The following is a 16792-nucleotide window of genomic DNA, read 5'->3' as shown; positions in this document are numbered from 1 at the left end:
TGGTCAGCACATCTTGTAGTCGACCCGGGTCGAGTTGTAGGAGCAGGTGTCGACCTTGCTCCCGTTCGCCCTTTTCAGGGTGGCGGTGTCCTTGTCGTTGTTCCACACGTACCACCCACGCCCCTGGTAGCGGTTGCCCGCAGTATTGGTGCCCTTCCCGGTGCGCACCGTCACCGTCTTGCCCTTCCCGAGGGTGTACGTGCCGAAGGTGTACTTGTGGTTGGACGCATCGACCAGGACCCAGCCCTTCAGGCTGACCGCCGCGCCGGTCGTGTTGCGGATCTGCACGAACTCCGCGTTCAGGCTCGAGTTGGCGCCGCGGTCCGAGCCGGGGCTGTCGTAGTAGATCTTGTACAGGTGGACCGAGCCGGCTGCCTGCGCAGGCGACGGCAGGGCTATGAGACCGGCGAAGGCCACGACGGTTGAGGCAGCGGCTATGGAACGGGTACGGAGCATGAACATCCCTCGGGGTCAGGCCGGGCACCCCCCCAAAGCGGGCCCGGCAAGACGCCAAGAATAGGGACTATCCGGCCCGATACGTCAGGAGTTCGAAAAACCGGGATACGTCGGCCTGTTGTCCGGCTGGTCGCAGACGCGCGTCGCCGCACACTCCGCCGGCGTCGGACCGGAGTGTCAGCGTCGGCGGACCACGTGGGCTCGTTCCCCCGCAGCCTGGAGCGAGCGCAGTGCGAGCAGCAGAAACCCGATGTCGTCGAGGAGGACCGGGTCGGGCAGCAGATCGACAGGACACACCAGGTAGATCAAGGCACCCCAGAAGACCGCCTTGTTCTCCACCGGAATTCCGGCATCCCTCAGCTGCCGCCGTGCCTTCACAAGTCTGACCATGAGCACACCGGCCAGCACGACGGTGGTGACGACCAGGACCGCGGCGACCACCGCCACCGCCACCCACATTTCGGTATGCACGGCCTCTCCCATCTCCGTCCTCCCCTCAGAACAGGTACCCCGATTGGGCGGAGGCTCTCCCTGCGTACCGTCAGACGGGTGTCGCTCATGCGTTCACGGCCACCACCTCCGGCGCAGCGAGGTCGCCGCTCTGCGGCTGGGGGTAGTCGCGGAACAGCTGCACGGTCCGGGGGCGGAGGTGATGCGGGCGGCGCTGCAGTTCCAGGCCGAAGGCACCTGCGACTACGCGGAAGGACGGCTGCACGGCAGCGTCCCGGAAGGCACCTGATCGCGCGCTTCCGGTCCGGTACGGGAGTACCGCGGGTCCGGTACGGGACTCACCCCCCGTACCCGACCGTGGAGCGAGGCTCCGCCTCATGTTCGGCGGCGCGACCTGGCGGGAAGTGCGGCAGCACCCCTTTACACCGTGATGACGACCTTGCCGCGTGCGTGGCCGGCCCTCAAGTACTCAATGGCCTTGGGGACCTCACTCAGCGAGTACGTCCTGTCGACGATCGGAGTGAGTTTTCCGGCCTCGATCAGTTTCCCCAACAACTGGAGGTCCCCCTCATTCTCCGTGGACACCAGCATCCTCAGTTTCTGGCTCACGAACGGTGACAGCATCGCCGCCCGGAGCGCGCGGTCCACGCCCTGGGCCCACCGTCCTCCCTCTTCGGATCCGACGATGACGAGAGTTCCCCGAGGATCGAGAGCACGCCGGAGGTGCGACAACGAACGACCACCCGCGGCGTCGAGTATCAGGTCGTAGCGGCTCGGTCCGTCCGCGAAATCCTCGCGTGTGTAGTCGATGACTTCGTCGGCGCCGATCGAGCGGACCAGGTCCGTCTTCTTCGTGCTGCACACACCGGTGACGTGCGCGCCGAACTCCTTGGCCAGCTGCACCGCGAACGTCCCGACGCCTCCACCCGCACCGATGACCAGAACCTTCTGCCCCGCCTGGACCTGTGCACCGCGGCGAAGACCCTGGAGGGCGGCGAAAGCGGAGCTGGGGACTGCCGCCGCCTGCGCGAAGGTGACGTTCGCCGGCTTGGGCGCGAACTTGTCCTGGCGCGCGCAGGCGTACTCGGCGTAGGAGCCCGAACAGGTGCCGAACACCTCGTCACCCGGCTGGAACCGGATCACGTTCCGGCCGACCGCCTCGACACGCCCCGCGACATCCAGACCCGGGACACGGTTTTTGGGTCTGCGCAGCCCGAACCCCATGGCGCGAAGGAGGTACGGCAGGCCCGTGACGAGGTGCCAGACGCCCTGGTCGACGCCTGCGGCGTGAACACGTACGAGAACGTCGTCATCGCCGACAACCGGCTTGTCGATCTCTTTGAGTTCCAGGCCATCGGGTGACCGGTACGTCTCCCGGACTACTGCCTTCATGGTGTCTTTCCTTCGCTGTCCGGGTACTGGAACACAGTGTCGAGCGGGACTCTGAACACCCTGGCGATCTGAAATGCCATTTCGAGTGAAGGCGAATACCTGCCTTGTTCGATGGCAATGACCGTCTGGCGTGACACACCGATGCGTTCTGCCAGTTCCGCTTGTGTCATCTCTCCGTGGGTGAACCGGAGGCCCCGGATCGCATTCGTGACCCTGGTCGGTTTCACCATGGCTGAAATCCTCGGCGATAGGCGACGATCTTGGCCGCGGAACCGAGGATCGCCGACAGTACGAACGCCAGATAGACCGCGTTGGCGATCCAGAAGTAGTCCATCTCGGCCATCGCCATGCCGAGCGCCGCCACTCCCCCGATGACGACGAATGACTGGCCGATGTGTTCGCCGAACCGATTGATCTCCCTGTCGCGCTGATCCTTCTTGCGGGCGTCCTTCGGACCGAACATCGCGATGAGCATATGGATCACGATCGACGCCGCGATCGAGATACCCAGGGCCCACAGCAGCGCCGCCTCGTACGGCACCTCCGCGAGGGGGGCGTTCCCCGCTCGCCCAAGAATGACGACGAGGTAGCCCGTGTACGTGCCGACCGCGAGAACCCCCATGACCCATGCGCTCTTCTCTTCGAATGGCATGCCGCGAATGTAAAGCAACGCAGACACCATGTCAAAGTTTCTTAACATTGCCGGGCGCGATCGCCCCTGGCCCGCCTACGGGGGAGCGCGCCTGTGGCCGAGAAACTGGTCCCGGCTGATCACGTGCAGCCCCGAGTCCCGGGCGGGACAGAGCAGTTCTGGATCAACGGTCGGCGCGAGGCCAGTTCCGGGATCGGCGGTCGGCGGTCGGCGGTCGGCGCGAGACGGACCGGCGCGAGACGGACCGGCGCGAGGCGGACCAGCGGGTGCCCGCGCAGGCCGCCACATTCAGGCACCGGGGCACAACACGACGGTGCCCCTGGGCAAGGTCGTACACGAAACACCCAGGGTCGACAACGCCCGTGCCGAAAAGGCGAGTTGGGGAGCCCCGAGGATTACTGCGCTTGAACTGACCGCCCCGGCGTGTCTCCCCCCGCAGTTGAGGCCACGTCAATGTCTTCCGGGCACTCCCAGGCGACGGACGGCGCTTTCAACCCGGACGGCGCCCCGCCCTGTCATCGCACTCTGACGCCCTTGTCGCTGCCGCCCTCTTCCTCGTCGTCGGAGCCGGGCACGTAGACGTCGAGCACATTTATGTTGATCTCGACGACTTCCAGGCCGGTCATCGTCTCCACGGTGTCCGTCACATTGCTGCGGATGTTCTTGGCGGTCTCCATGATCGGAATGCCGTATTCGACGACGATGCCGACATCGATGGCCGTCTGCTTCTCCCCGACCTCAACCCTGACACCGCGACCGAGGTCGGAAGACCGAGCCATCTTGTCCCGGACCGCGCCCATCGCTCTGGAGGCCCCTCCACCTACGGAATGAACGCCGTACGTGTCCCTCACCGCGATTCCAGCGATAGTGGACACCACGGAATCGGCGATCGTAGTCCTGCCGCGCACGCTGTCCCCGTCGGAGCTCTCCTCCACGGTGGTAGCGCCCGGGCGGTCGATACTGGCCATCGGAGATCCTCCGCACACAGTCGGTTCCTCGATCGGCGGAGTGGACCCTGACAAGGGTCCCCCACCGCCCTGGCCCCCATTCCACTGTGCTCCCGGCCTTTGGCATCCGCCATTCGGCGGAACGGAGAACCGGGTCGAGGGAGCGCGCATCCGTGGTTGCGGCGAAAACATGTGCTGCTCGAGGGCGGCCGGCTCGCGCTGGACGCTCTACTGCCGGGCTTCGTGGCCGAGTTGAAGGCCTCGGGCGCGCCACGGCTCGGCATGCCGTCGGACATGGTGCAGTGGCAGAGCGGCCGTTGGTTCCGGCGCACGGCGGCGACTTCGTACATCTACAGCGGCTCCCGAGGACAGGTCGAGTACACCAGCTCCCGAGGAAGGTCGAGCATCGTTCCGAGACGCCCGCCGAACCCCCGATGACGCGGGGGCCCGCCAACGGCTGACTGCCCGCTCTCGGCCCCGTTGTTGCCGCACTTCCGACGCTTGCCCACGACCATGCGGCAACAGCGATGGACCTCAGCGGGCGAGTGCGTCGCGGGCGGCTTCGCACGCCGCTCGGCGGTCGTGCGGGACGAGACCGATACGGGTGCGCCGGTCGAGAATGTCGGACTCGTCGAGGGCTCCCTCGTGGCGGACCGCCCAGAGCAGTTCGGCTCCCGTGACCGGGTGGCCGGGAACCACGGGCAGAGCCAGGGACGGGTCGGCGAGGCCAAGGGCGTGGACGGCCGGGGCTTCGGATCCGTAGCGGCGGACCAGGCGTCGGGGTGCGGCAAGCGTGGCGAGCGTGCCGGGCCGGGCGGCGCCGACAAGGGGGATCGAGGTCGTGCGGCACCGTTCGGCGGTCAGACCACTCCCGGTGACGGCGGCATCCACGGCGTCCTGGGCCATCCGCCGGTAGGTGGTGAGCTTGCCGCCGACGACCGTGACCACTCCGTGGGCCGACGTCACAACGGCGTGCCTGCGGGAAATGTCGGCGGTGCGGCCGGTGTCCGATGTCGTGGTGTCCAGGAGCGGACGCAGCCCGGCGAATGCTCCCACCACCGAATCGCGGCCGACGGATACGTCGAGGGCCGAGCCCAGGACGTCGAGGAGGAAGCCGATGTCCGTCTCGGGCACCTCCGGTACGTCGGGGATGGTGCCGTCGATCGGCTCGTCGGTCAGCCCCACGTACACCCGGCCGTCGCCCTGCGGCAGGACTAGCACGAACCGGTTGGATTCCCCCGGGATGGGGATGTGCATACCGGCGGTGAGGCTGCCGATCTCCTCGGAGCGCAGGACCACATGCGTGCCTCGAGAGGGGCGCAGCCGTACGTCATCGACGAGACTGCCCGCCCAGACTCCCGTGGCGTTGATGACCGTGCGGGCACGGATCCGAAGTTCTTCCCCGGTGAGTTCGTCGCGGGCCCGGGCGCCGGAGCCGGTCAGCGAGAGCGCGCGGGTGCGGGTGAGGATGCGGGCGCCGTGCGCGGCCGCTGTGCGGGCTATCGCGGTCACCAGGCGCGCGTCGTCGGTGAGCTGGCCGTCCCAGGACAGCAGGCCGCCGCGCAGGCCGGTCGGCCGCAGCGCGGGGATCATGTGCCGCGTCTCCACCGTGGAGAGGGTTCGAGGAGCGGGCAGGGTCGTACGTGAGGTGTGGGCGGAGGCACGCAGCAGGTCGCCGGCCTTGAACCCGGCCCAGGCAAGCGCGCCCTGGCGGCGGGAGACCAGTGGGGTGAGCGGCAGGACGAACGGCTGAGCTCGGACCAGGTGGGGGGCGGTGCGTTCCATGAGGACGCCGCGTTCGACGGCGCTTTCGTGGGCGACGTCCAGCTGGCCTGTGGCGAGATAGCGCAGTCCGCCGTGGATGAGCTTCGAGCTCCACCGTGAGGTCCCGAAGGCGAGGTCATGGGCGTCGATGGCGGCGACGGTCAGTCCGCGTGAGGCGGCGTCGAGTGCGGCTCCGGCGCCTGTCGCGCCGAGGCCGATGACAAGAACGTCGACCTGGAGGCCGTCGGCCAGTTCGGCCAGCTCGCGGCGTCGGCGTGCCGCGCTGAGCGACGAGGGGGCAGGAGCGCGGCCACGTGAGCTGCTCATGGCGTGAGGGTCCTCTCCAGAAGGGTCCGCAGCTCTTCGAGGAAGGCCGCTTCGGTGAGTTCGGGGTCGCTTTCGTCGGTCATCGTGCGCAGCGAGAGCGTGAAGGACTGCGCGGCGAGCAGCAGCGAGCGAGCCTGAAGATCTGTGTTCATCCGGCGGACGGAACCGTCGTCGTGGCCCTCCCGCAGGGCACCGGTGATGAGCCCCAGCAGCGCGTCCTGGCTGGTGCCCCGGTGGTCGAGCACGTAGGGCAGAAGTAGCTCGGGGTCCACGTCGATGATCTTGCGGAAGAGCGGATGGGCGCGAAAGGCGGTGACTCCGGCGACCATTCCGTCGATGAGCCGGGTCCGGGTGGGGACGCCGGGCTCCGGGCCGGGCATCGTGCCGACGGCGAGTGCGATCCACTCCCGGGTCATCACGTCGCCGACCAGGGTCCGTACGTCCGGCCAGCGGCGATAGAGCGTCATACGGGACACGCCGGCGCGCCGGGCCACGTCGGTGAGGGTGGTGCGGCGTACGCCGACAGCCAGGACACAGTCGCGTGCCGCGTCGAGAACGGCATCTCCGTCCGAACGGTTGTGACGAATGGGCGTCATCTGTCACAGTGTAATACCAGTGCAGGCCGTGCGGCACTACGACCGGCAAAACCGAGGGTGAGGATCCAAGTGGACATGTTGTGGAGCGGCTGGGGCGACCCGGCCAAGGCGGCCCCGCTGCCCGACACGGTGGTGGGTCTGCTGCGCGACCTGCTCGGCGTGACGCCCAGCGAGAGCGGACCCGCGCACATCGAAGGCATCCCCGCTCCCGAATCCGCCCTCACCGACGAGACCCGTAAGGCACTCGTCGATTGCCTGGGCGACGCCGCGCATCTGCGTACCGATGCGGAGGCGCGCATCCGGCACACCCGGGGCAAGTCCACCCCCGACCTTCTGCGCATCAGGGCCGGCGAGGTCGACGACATCCCGGCAGCCGTGGCACTGCCCGGCAGCCACGACGAGGTACTCGCCGTGCTGCGAGTCTGCGCCGAACACGGAGTGTCCGCCGTACCGTTCGGAGGCGGAACCTCCGTCGTCGGCGGACTGGCCCCGGAGCCGCAGCGCTGCTTCATCGCGCTGGACCTGCGCCGACTGGACAAGCTGCTCGCCCTCGACGAGGTCTCCCGCACCGCCGTTCTGCAGCCGGGGCTGCGGGCACCCGAGTGCGAGGCGCTCCTCAATGCACGGGGCTTCACCCTCGGCCACTTCCCGCAGTCGTACGAGTGGGCCTCGATCGGCGGGTTCGCCGCGGCACGTTCCAGCGGCCAGGCCTCGGCCGGTTACGGCCGATTCGACGAAATGGTGCTGGGCCTCACCGTGGCCACCCCGGAGGGCACCCTGGAACTGGGACGCGCGCCCCGATCGGCGGCCGGCCCGGACCTGCGCCAGCTGGTCCTCGGCTCCGAGGGCGCACTGGGTGTCATCACTTCGGTGACCGTACGGCTCCGGCCCGTGCCGCAGACCAGGATCTACGAGGGCTGGCGTTTCCCGTCCTTCGAAGCGGGCTCGCTGGCACTGCGCAAGCTCGCCCAGGACGGTCCGCAGCCGACCGTGCTACGGCTGTCGGACGAAACGGAGACCTTCATCGGCCTCGCACAGCCGGACGCCATCGGAGGGTCCGATGCCCCGCAGTCGGCCGGCTGCATGGCAATCGCCGGCTACGAGGGCACCGCTGAGGACACCGCGGACCGGCGCGGCCGGGCCCGGGAGGTACTGCTCGCCTGCGGCGGTGAATTCCTCGGCGAGGAACCGGGCGAACGCTGGGCCCACGGCCGCTACAACGCCCCGTATCTGCGTGACGCGCTGCTGGACGCCGGCGCGTTCGCCGAGACCCTGGAGACCGCGACTTTCTGGTCCGGCCTGCCGGCTCTGTACGACGCTGTGCGCCAGGCACTCACCACGACCCTGACCGACGCGGGCACCCCGCCCCTGGTCATGTGCCACATCTCCCATGTGTACGAGAACGGCGCGTCCCTGTACTTCACCGTGGTCTCGGCGCAGGGGGACGATCCCGTCGCCCACTGGGCCCCGGCCAAGCAGGCCGCCAACGACGCGATACTGTCGGCCGGCGGCACCATCAGCCACCATCACGGCGTCGGCACCGACCACCGCGACTGGTACACGCGGGAGATCGGCCCTGTCGGAGTCCATATCCTGCAGGCCGTCAAGAACGAGATCGACCCGTCCGGAGTCCTCAACCCCGGCGTCCTCATCCCCGTCCGCTGACTTGCCCCGTGCCGACCGGAGGCGCCTTCATGCGACATTTCACAGCCATCGTCAACCCCACCGCAGGCGGTTCCAGCGGTACGGCGGCCCTGCTTCCGCTGGCCCGCCTCCTGCGGGAGGCCGGGGCACAGCTCGACACCCAGTACAGCCGCAGCCTGGAGCACGCGCGGGAGGTGGCACAGCAGGCCGGCGAGCGTGGGCACGTCGTGCTCGCCGTGGGCGGCGACGGGATCGCCGGCTGTGTCGGCGGGGCACTCAGTGGCACTGACGCCGTGTTCAGCATCGTCGCGGCCGGCCGGGGCAACGACTTTGCCCGCGCGCTCGGACTTCCCACCGACGCCCCCGGCCTGGCCGATCTGCTGCTCAATGGCACGCCGCGGGCGATCGACACCATCCAGGTCGAATCGGCGGTGCACCCCCGTACATGCGTACTGGGCAGTGTGTACGCCGGCGTCGACGCGGTCGCCAACCAGTACGCCAACACCGCCCGGCTGCTGACGGGCGCCGCCTCGTACTACGCGGGCGGCATGCGCGCCGTGCTGACGTGGCGGCCCGTCTCCTACCGCATCACCGTGGACGGCGTGCCGCACGAACGACGCGGCTACACGGTCGTGGCCGCCAACTCCCGCTTCTACGGGTTCGGCCGCCAAATCGCCCCCGACGCCCGGCTCGACGACGGCCTGCTGGACGTGGTCGTCATCCGGCACGCACCCAAGCGGCTGTTTTTCGCGATCATGAATGAGCTCAAGACAGGGGCACACCTGCAGCGCCCGGAGGTGGAGATCCTGCGGGGCAAAGAGATCCGCATCGAGGCCGATCGCGAAATCCCCTATGGCGCGGACGGCGAGATCGAGGCGACGCTCCCAGTGACGGCAAGAGTGCAGCCGGGGGCACTCAGCATGCTCTGCTGACGCGAAGCCGGGTCACACACCTCGCGCATCGCCGACGGAACGTCCCAGGTCCAAGGCCGCTCAGTGGGCGGCGGCGCCGGCGATGCGCCGGGTCCCGATCCGCTTGCGGAAGACCAGTACGTCCAGCCCCGGTACAGCAAACACGAATTGGCGCACTCGCGGTTCTTCGGCGGCCGTCCTCTCGCCGGGCAGGTCCTGGCGAGTGCCGCACCGTCCCGCCGGCGGGAGAGCGTCACCCTCGTGGGGGCGAGGTCGGCCGCGTAGTCCGGCACAGGCCGCGCACGCCGGACCCAGCGCGCGACGGCCTGCCGCACACCCACCCCCAAGGGCGCGGTGCCCTGCTCCGTCGGAGCGGCGACGACCCTCCGCGACGATTCGCACCACACCCGGCCGGCGGCGCTACCGGCCGGTGGTCCAGCGCTGGTCGCTGTCTCCGTCGGCCGGGTCGAAGTCGAGCAGACTGCCCTCGGAGCTACCTGAGGGTTCAAGGGCGAAGTCCGGCGCGACCCGGGGGTGTATGGCTCCTGATCCATCGATCGTGAAAAGCAGATTCAGCCCGTTCCTGCCGTTGACGGAGGAGCAGGACCAGATCCCGACGCCGCGGTCGGTATCGCCGCGCGAGTCCAGGCAGAAGTCGGGGTCCGCGTTACTTCGCAGGAGGCCGATGGACTCCATGCTCCACTGCTGGGTCTGGGCACTGGTGCAGCGGGCGGCGACGACATCGGTACGGTTCTCCATCACACCGTTCGCAATGTCCAGGCACAGACCGGAATCCGCGTGGACGACCTGGGTGTAGCCACCTCCCGGGACGATCGGCACCGGCCGGCGCGGGACGCTCTTCGACGGAGCGGGCGCCGGAGAACGGGAAGCCGGAGGACTGGAGGCAGAGGCCGAGGCGGTGGGGCCGGGGGAGCGTGAGGGCTTCTTCGACGGCTCCCGGGTGGGGCTCGCCGACGGAGCGGGGGCGGGGGCGGCCGCGGTGGGCCAGGCATCCCGGAGTGGGGGCTCCGCGCGGTCGCGTGCCGGAGCGGAACCCTCGGATGCGGTCGCCAGGAGAGTGCCGGCGACGACGGCAGCCGCGACCGCCACAAAGACGAGTACGACGGTCCGGGACAGCCGGCTCACACCGTTCCGCGGCGCCCCCTCGCTCTGCGGCGACTCCGCCCAGGCGGTGAACGCCGACGTGCCGGCCGTGGACTTCGACCGGTCGGGCGGGGCGGGCACGGTGTCGAGCAGTCCGCGCACAGGACCACGCGCAGCGTAGGCCGCTCCACCCCATCGGAGCAGGCCCTCGGCCAACACCGCGCGGGGGTTCTCCACCATCCGCGTCAACTCCGCGACCAGCCGCGTGCAGCTGGGGCATTCCGCCAGATGGATCGTCAGATCCCCGCTGCGCCGCCGGTCCCCCGGCCGCGCCGCCGCCTCGATGATGCGGCGGAACCCCAGACACTTCCTGTCCCCGCTCTGCTCCAGATACGCCTGGAGATAGGCCTGGCGCATGGCGTCCTGTGCCTTGTCCCGCAGCTCGGGAACGATATTCGGCTGGACGCTGAGGAACGTGGCGACGGTGGCGTCCGACTCCTCGTCGACCACCGCGTACCAGAGGACGCCCCGCGTCAGCTGCGGCAGCCGGTAGAAGCCGGTGAGCATGGCCGACGACGCCTCGAGCCGAAGGCGCTGGGGCTCGGACAGATCTGTCGCGCTGAACTCGACGGTGTCGTCGATCCATGCGACGAAGTCGGATTCGAGCCTTCCCCGTCGGCCACTCGCGGCCCAGGTGAGACCCACCCGCTGAACAAGCATCAGCACATGGTGACGCCAGTTCCCCCGGGGCTCGATGCCCCGGCACGCTTCCCGGGCAGCGAGGTCGAAGGCCTGGACGGCCAGTTGGTTCCCAGCGACCTGGTTGCGTGCGCAGAGCCGGGCGTAGCTGAGGACGGCGGGCAGGTGGCGGCGCTTGAGCTCCTGGGTGGCGGGATAGGCGGGCGGGGCACCGGCGCGGATGCGTTCGGTGAGCTCCGCGTCCGACAGGGCGGCGTACACCGGCTTCTCGTCCGCGGAATCCGGACCGACCTGGTGGAGTTCTGGCAACCTGACTCCTCGTTCACTACGGCGCGACCGACCCACCTGCCCAGGCGGAGACGCGCCGGTGTTACCTGTGGGAAACAAGAGCCCATAGTGAAGCAGCCGGACCTGCGGGGAAAGGGGTTTCCGTGGGTAAGTCGTCGCCGAAGGCCGCCCCACGAGTTCGTGTCTGCCCCGGAGGAGCTGTGTCAGCCGCAGACACGTCTCCGACATTCCATGAAGGCGTCAAGTGGCGCACCGTCAACTTCCCGGGGCCAAGCCGTGACCGTGGTTCCCATCGACTGAACGGTCACGTCGCAGGGCTGTTCTTGTCCTGCGGTGCATGCCCTTCCGGGGCCGACTCGGGCGTCGAGGCCAGCTGGGCAGCGCGGATGGTGAGGTGGTGTCGTTCCGGAAGGCTGGTCGTACGGTTTGCCGCTGCGCTGTAGTTCTCGATGGCGGCCTGCCGGTCGCCGGTCATTTCAAGGAGATGAGCCCGAACGGCATACAACCGGTGATGTCCTGCCAGGCTCCCCTCGGCCTCGATGGCCTTGAGGATCTCGAGCCCGGCGGCCGGGCCGTGAACCATGGCGGCGGCGACGGCCCGGTTGAGTGAGACCACAGGATTGGCGGAGATGCGTTCCAGCACGCCGTACAGCGCGAGAATCTGCGGCCAGTCGGTCTCCTCGACGTTCTTCGCCTCGTCGTGGACGGCGGCAACCGCAGCCTGTACCTGGTACGGGCCGATGGGACCCCTGGGCAGGGCGGCGGTGACCAGGGCGATGCCCTCCTCGATGGCGCTGCCGTCCCACAGGCTCCGGTCCTGTTCGGCGAGCGGGATCAGTTCGCCACCCGGCCCTGTACGGGCCGGGCTGCGGGCATGGTTGAGAACCATCAGCGCGAGAAGTCCGGCGACCTCGCTGTCATCGGGGAGGTGTTCGTGCACAGCCCTGGCCAGCCGGATCGCTTCACGGGACAGCTCGACGCGCTGGAGATCGGGGCCGACGCTGCTGGTGTAGCCCTCGTTGAAGATCAGATAGAGAACGGACAGCATGGCATCGAGCCTGGATGCCCAGTCTGTGCGGTCCGGCATCCGGAAGCGGATCCCGGAGGCCTTGATGCGCTGCTTGGCCCGGCTGATCCGCTGGGCCATCGTCGCCTCGGGGACCATGAAGGCACGCGCGATCTCGGACGTGGTCAGGCCTCCCACCGACCGCAGTGTGAGGGCTACCGCCGACGCGGGCGTCAGGGCGGGGTGACAGCACATGAACAGGAGGATCAGCGTGTCGTCCCGGTCCAGCGCCTGGTCCTCATCGGCCGGCGGCGCCGACCGACGGTCGGCGGGCTCCCGTCTGGCCGCAAGATCCTCCCGGCGGCGACGCGCCTGTTCGCTGCGCACCTGCTCGGTCATACGGCGGCTCGCGACCTGGATCAGCCAGCCCCGCGGATTTCGCGGCAAGCCCTCGTCCGGCCACTGGGTCGCGGCGGCCAGCAGCGCCTCCTGGACCGCGTCCTCGGCCGCGTCGAAGTCCCCGTAACGCCGGGTGAGCACACCCACGACCTGCGGCGCCAGTTCGCGCAGCAGGCCATGGGCGTCCGCATCCGTCGCGGCCAGTGCCTACAACTCCTCGGTCGGTGCCGACATCACCTGGCGCACCTCGATCGCCATGTTCAGCGGGGCACCGCCCGGGCCGGGTGCGGCCGAGACGTGCGCGGCGATCGTGTACGCCCGCTCAGGGGTGTCACAGTCAACGATCCAGTAGCCCGCCAGGAACTCCTTGGTCTCAGGGTAGGGACCTTCGGTGATCAGTGGCGCTCCCCCCTCCCCCGCACGCACGATCCTTGCCTGTTCCGGCATGGCCAGCCCTTGTGCGTCAACGAACTCCCCCGCGTCGGCGATCTTCTTGTTCGCGTCCTTCATGAACGCGATGTGCGCCTGAATCTCCTCCGGCGCCCAGGTCCCGATCGACGGGAAGTCCGCTGTCTGCTCGCTGAACTGCATCAGCAGCATGTACTTCATGGCCTGCTCCTCACACTCGTGCGCCTGGTCGGCGGTCTCATGGACAGGTAGAAGCACGCGCCGGGATTTCGACATCCTCGGCAAGGATCTGCCGAAAAAGTTCCACGGGACAAGTCCGGCCACCGGGCCGGTCACCTTCGCCAGGGCCGGCCCCTCAGCCGGGCAGCAGCACGTCGGATGCGGTGGCGAGGCTTCGAGCCCTAGGGCAGTGCGAAGATAGTTTCTCTCCAGGACCTGGAAAATCTACCGCGTCCGGGCTAGAAATAACGCGCCCTCACGGTTAGAGTTTCTCGCGTAGCCGACGATGTGAGCGAAACACTACGGAGTCGGCCCTGGCGGCCCCCCAGGTCGCCCTGCAACACCGCATTTCTCAGAGCAGTACGACCCGAACAACCAGAGAGGAGCAGACGCCATCAGGATCGCCCGGGCGAGGATCCCGTTCGCCCGGGTACCGCAGGCCCCGATTGGAAGGTGGTCCCCGGTCACGCATCCGCGATCCCCGCACTTCCGCCCTCAAGGGCGGACACGCGGAATACGAAAGCCAGCGCACAGCGCCGGCAGATGGTGTTGATACCCCTCGGGGCCCCGGTGTCTACGCACCGGGGGCCCCTCGACGCGTCCCGAAAAGGTGCAAATGACTCCAGAAGCCTCACCGCAGACCAGCGACCGGTTCGATGACGACGACTACCCCGCCTACACCATGGGTCGCGCCGCCGAAATGATCGGCGCTACGCCCGGCTTCCTCCGGGCCGTCGGCGAAGCCCGTCTCATCACCCCGCTGCGGTCCGAGGGCGGCCATCGCCGCTACTCCCGCTACCAACTGCGCGTCGCCGCTCGCGCACGCGAACTGGTCGACGGCGGGACACCGATCGACGCGGCCTGCCGCATCGTCATTCTGGAAGACCAGCTCGAGGAAGCCCTGCGGATCAACGAGGAACTGCGCCGGCCAACGGCTGACTCCGGCGGGGCAACCGGCTCCTGACCGCTCCGGGCACCGACGGACCCCCGCCCCCTGCCAGGCACACGCCCGGACAGGCCTGCCGTTCACCGGCCCGGCGAAGAGGTCACGTTCCCCTACCCGCGGCGCGTCGGCCGCCCGGCCCGTTCCGCTCCCATGTGCTCCACTCACCCGAGTATCTATTGCCGCAGGCACAGATATTCGAGCAATGCGCGATGAGGGTTTATGGCACGGCGGGCGGAGTGATATTACTCGCCGCGCCCGACCGCTTGCGCCGTGCTACCGTTGTTCTCAGTTGCAGTTGTGGTTCCCAAAGACTTCAAGTGCCCGTACCGGCGTTAATGCCGGAGCGTGCACTTAATGTATTTCCGGATGTTTTCCGGGCGGGGCAATCATCGCGGCGACGCGGAGTTCGCACAGTGCGGGCTCCGGGCACTGCCCCGAAGGAGATATGACATGGCTACTGGCACCGTCAAGTGGTTCAACGCGGAAAAGGGTTTCGGCTTCATCGAGCAGGATGGTGGCGGCGCTGACGTGTTCGCCCACTACTCGAACATCGCCGCCCAGGGCTTCCGTGAGCTGCAGGAGGGCCAGAAGGTGAACTTCGACGTCACGCAGGGCCAGAAGGGCCCGCAGGCCGAGAACATCGTTCCCGCCTGACGCTGACAAGCACGACGCAGCTGGGGCCCGCACCTTGGGGTGCGGGCCCCGGCTCGTTGCTTTTTCCGGGTTCGGCCAGGGCCGCGGCTGCTTCACGCGAGGCGAGAGGCAATACGCGTTTTCTCACCGCACGGCAGTCGAACCCTCCACGGGACCCGCCTGACACAGGTCCGCCCGATTCCCATGATTCGGCATCCCAGCCCCTCTGGCGTTTGCCAGTCATTTTGACGTATCGGCCCCGCTCTTTCGTCGGCGGCCAGACTTCGTTCCCGCTTTCACTTCGGCTCGTTCTTGCGATTCCGTGGCGCTCATTGCTGCTGAGAATCCCTCGATACGTGCCATATCGAGGAAGGTTCTGCATGAACCGCTCAGCTCGCACGAACGACCGCTACTCCAACCCCCGCACCGCCGGTTCCGACCGGGGCGCCCGCTTCCGCCCGCAGGGCCAGAGCCGCCCCGGCAACCGCTCCGGCGGCTACGGGCGTCGTCCCGCCGCACTGCAGGGGGAGTTCGCCCTGCCCGTCACCACCACCCCGGCGCTGCCCGCCGTCGAGGCCTTCGCCGAACTGGACATACCCGCGCCCCTGCTCGCGGCGCTGCGCACCGAGGGTGTGACCGTGCCGTTCCCGATTCAGGCGGCCACGCTGCCGAACACGCTGGCCGGGCGGGATGTTCTGGGCCGAGGACGTACCGGCTCCGGCAAGACGCTCGCCTTCGGCCTGGCCCTGCTGGCGCGTACCGAGGGCAAGCGCGCGGAGCCCCGGCAGCCGCTGGCGCTGGTCCTGGTGCCCACCCGGGAGCTGGCCCAGCAGGTCACCGACGCGCTCACCCCGTACGCCCGGTCGCTGAAGCTGCGGCTGGCCACCGTGGTCGGCGGCATGTCCATCGGCCGCCAGGCCGGCGCACTGCGCGCCGGGGCCGAGGTCGTCGTGGCGACCCCGGGCCGCCTCAAGGACCTCATCGAGCGCAAGGACTGCCGCCTGGACCGGGTGAACATCACCGTCCTGGACGAGGCCGACCAGATGGCCGACATGGGCTTCATGCCCCAGGTCACCGAACTCCTGGACCAGGTACGCCCCGAAGGCCAGCGGATGCTCTTCTCCGCCACCCTGGACCGCAACGTCGACCTCCTGGTCCGCCGCTACCTCCACGACCCGGTCGTCCACTCCGTCGACCCCTCCGCGGGCGCCGTCACCACGATGGAACACCACGTCCTGCACGTCCACGGCACCGACAAATACGCCACCACCACCGAGATCGCGGCCCGCGACGGCCGGGTGATCATGTTCCTGGACACCAAGCACGCCGTGGACCAGCTCACCAAACACCTGCTGAACAGCGGCGTACGCGCCGCCGCACTGCACGGCGGCAAGTCCCAGCCCCAGCGCACCCGCACCCTCGCCCAGTTCAAGACCGGCCACGTCACCGCACTGGTGGCCACCAACGTCGCCGCCCGCGGCATCCACGTCGACAACCTCGACCTCGTCGTCAACGTCGACCCGCCCAGCGACCACAAGGACTACCTGCACCGCGGCGGCCGCACCGCCCGCGCCGGCGAATCCGGCAGCGTCGTCACCCTGGTCCTGCCCAACCAACGCCGCGACATGGCACGCCTCATGGCAGCCGCCGGCATCACCCCGCACACCGCCCAGGTCCGCTCCGGCGAAGCCGAACTCAGCCGCATCACCGGCGCACAGCCCCCCTCCGGCATCCCCATCACCATCACCGCACCCGTGACCGAGCGCCCCAAGCGCAGCGCCTCGTCGTCCCGGGGCCGGCGCAGCCGCCCCGCCCAGGCGCGCCGCTCCCCCGCTGCGTCCCAGGGGCGGACGGGCACCTCGCAGCGCCAGTCATCGTTCAGAAGCGCCGCGTGAAATCGCAGCCCTGGCAGTCGCGCTCGGCCCGTTGATCCGACGAACACGAAAGGTGT

The 16792-nt window shown here is 68.9% G+C and carries 18 protein-coding genes; 6 read left to right on the top strand and 12 right to left on the bottom strand.

Annotated features, from left to right (window positions below; translation table 11 throughout):
- Positions 1–3 precede the first annotated feature (3 nt).
- From OG966_RS37270 to OG966_RS37240, 7 genes are all read right to left on the bottom strand, one after another.
- Positions 4–456: a lamin tail domain-containing protein gene (locus tag OG966_RS37270; RefSeq protein WP_326654515.1), complete on the bottom strand. Its 453-nt coding sequence runs from the start codon at positions 454–456 to the stop codon at positions 4–6.
- Between the two features lie 177 nt (positions 457–633).
- Positions 634–927 carry a YkvA family protein gene (locus OG966_RS37265; protein WP_326654514.1) on the bottom strand — a complete coding sequence of 98 codons (294 nt, stop codon included), beginning with the start codon at positions 925–927 and terminating at the stop codon, positions 634–636.
- An 85-nt stretch (positions 928–1012) separates the two neighbouring features.
- Complete coding sequence (locus tag OG966_RS37260; protein WP_326654513.1) at positions 1013–1171, bottom strand: hypothetical protein; 159 nt, start codon at positions 1169–1171, stop codon at positions 1013–1015.
- 155 nt (positions 1172–1326) lie between these two features.
- Positions 1327–2298 (bottom strand): NAD(P)-dependent alcohol dehydrogenase, encoded by a 972-nt coding sequence (locus OG966_RS37255; protein ID WP_326654512.1) that lies wholly within the window; start codon positions 2296–2298, stop codon positions 1327–1329.
- Positions 2295–2528 (bottom strand): helix-turn-helix transcriptional regulator, encoded by a 234-nt coding sequence (locus OG966_RS37250; protein WP_326654511.1) that lies wholly within the window; start codon positions 2526–2528, stop codon positions 2295–2297. Before OG966_RS37250 ends, OG966_RS37255 begins: the two co-directional genes overlap by 4 nt.
- Positions 2522–2950: a hypothetical protein gene (locus OG966_RS37245; RefSeq protein ID WP_326654510.1), complete on the bottom strand. Its 429-nt coding sequence runs from the start codon at positions 2948–2950 to the stop codon at positions 2522–2524. Before OG966_RS37245 ends, OG966_RS37250 begins: the two co-directional genes overlap by 7 nt.
- 515 nt (positions 2951–3465) lie before the next feature.
- Positions 3466–3918, bottom strand: coding sequence for an Asp23/Gls24 family envelope stress response protein (locus tag OG966_RS37240; RefSeq protein WP_326654509.1), 453 nt, complete (start codon positions 3916–3918; stop codon positions 3466–3468).
- A gap of 156 nt (positions 3919–4074) precedes the next feature.
- On the opposite strand from OG966_RS37240, the gene OG966_RS37235 reads away from it, so the two are divergent.
- Positions 4075–4335, top strand: a complete 261-nt coding sequence (locus OG966_RS37235) for a hypothetical protein (RefSeq protein ID WP_406730333.1) — start codon at positions 4075–4077, stop codon at positions 4333–4335.
- 96 nt (positions 4336–4431) lie between these two features.
- Here the strand turns inward: OG966_RS37235 and OG966_RS37230 are convergent, their stop codons facing one another.
- On the bottom strand, positions 4432–5988 hold the full coding sequence (locus OG966_RS37230; RefSeq protein ID WP_326654508.1) for a glycerol-3-phosphate dehydrogenase/oxidase: 1557 nt from the start codon (positions 5986–5988) through the stop codon (positions 4432–4434).
- A complete protein-coding gene (locus OG966_RS37225) occupies positions 5985–6584 on the bottom strand; it encodes a TetR/AcrR family transcriptional regulator (protein WP_326654507.1) in 600 nt (199 codons plus the stop codon). Before OG966_RS37225 ends, OG966_RS37230 begins: the two co-directional genes overlap by 4 nt.
- 69 nt (positions 6585–6653) lie before the next feature.
- On the opposite strand from OG966_RS37225, the gene OG966_RS37220 reads away from it, so the two are divergent.
- Positions 6654–8249 (top strand): FAD-binding oxidoreductase, encoded by a 1596-nt coding sequence (locus tag OG966_RS37220; protein ID WP_326654506.1) that lies wholly within the window; start codon positions 6654–6656, stop codon positions 8247–8249.
- 29 nt (positions 8250–8278) lie between these two features.
- Positions 8279–9160 carry a diacylglycerol/lipid kinase family protein gene (locus OG966_RS37215; protein ID WP_326654505.1) on the top strand — a complete coding sequence of 294 codons (882 nt, stop codon included), beginning with the start codon at positions 8279–8281 and terminating at the stop codon, positions 9158–9160.
- 399 nt (positions 9161–9559) lie between these two features.
- Here OG966_RS37215 and OG966_RS37210 read toward each other — a convergent pair whose 3' ends face one another.
- From OG966_RS37210 to OG966_RS37200, 3 genes are all read right to left on the bottom strand, one after another.
- Positions 9560–11251: an RICIN domain-containing protein gene (locus tag OG966_RS37210; RefSeq protein ID WP_326654504.1), complete on the bottom strand. Its 1692-nt coding sequence runs from the start codon at positions 11249–11251 to the stop codon at positions 9560–9562.
- Positions 11252–11534: 283 nt separating this feature from the next.
- Entirely contained in the window at positions 11535–12839 is a 1305-nt protein-coding gene (locus OG966_RS37205) for an RNA polymerase sigma factor (RefSeq protein ID WP_326655526.1), read from the bottom strand.
- Between the two features lie 3 nt (positions 12840–12842).
- Positions 12843–13244: a YciI family protein gene (locus OG966_RS37200; protein ID WP_326654503.1), complete on the bottom strand. Its 402-nt coding sequence runs from the start codon at positions 13242–13244 to the stop codon at positions 12843–12845.
- A 634-nt stretch (positions 13245–13878) separates the two neighbouring features.
- Here OG966_RS37200 and OG966_RS37195 point away from each other — a divergent pair.
- The 3 genes from OG966_RS37195 to OG966_RS37185 all read left to right on the top strand — a co-directional run bounded on the left by OG966_RS37195 (position 13879) and on the right by OG966_RS37185 (position 16736).
- Complete coding sequence (locus OG966_RS37195) at positions 13879–14226, top strand: MerR family transcriptional regulator (RefSeq protein WP_326654501.1); 348 nt, start codon at positions 13879–13881, stop codon at positions 14224–14226.
- Between the two features lie 432 nt (positions 14227–14658).
- Positions 14659–14862, top strand: coding sequence for a cold-shock protein (locus tag OG966_RS37190; protein ID WP_069775160.1), 204 nt, complete (start codon positions 14659–14661; stop codon positions 14860–14862).
- 359 nt (positions 14863–15221) lie between these two features.
- A complete protein-coding gene (locus OG966_RS37185; RefSeq protein ID WP_326654500.1) occupies positions 15222–16736 on the top strand; it encodes a DEAD/DEAH box helicase in 1515 nt (504 codons plus the stop codon).
- The last annotated feature ends 56 nt before the right edge of the window (positions 16737–16792 follow it).

The sequence above is a fragment of the Streptomyces sp. NBC_01750 genome (assembly GCF_035918095.1).
Taxonomy (GTDB): domain Bacteria; phylum Actinomycetota; class Actinomycetes; order Streptomycetales; family Streptomycetaceae; genus Streptomyces.
Note: the sequence above shows the minus strand (reverse complement) of the source record. Positions and strands in the feature narration are given on the sequence as shown.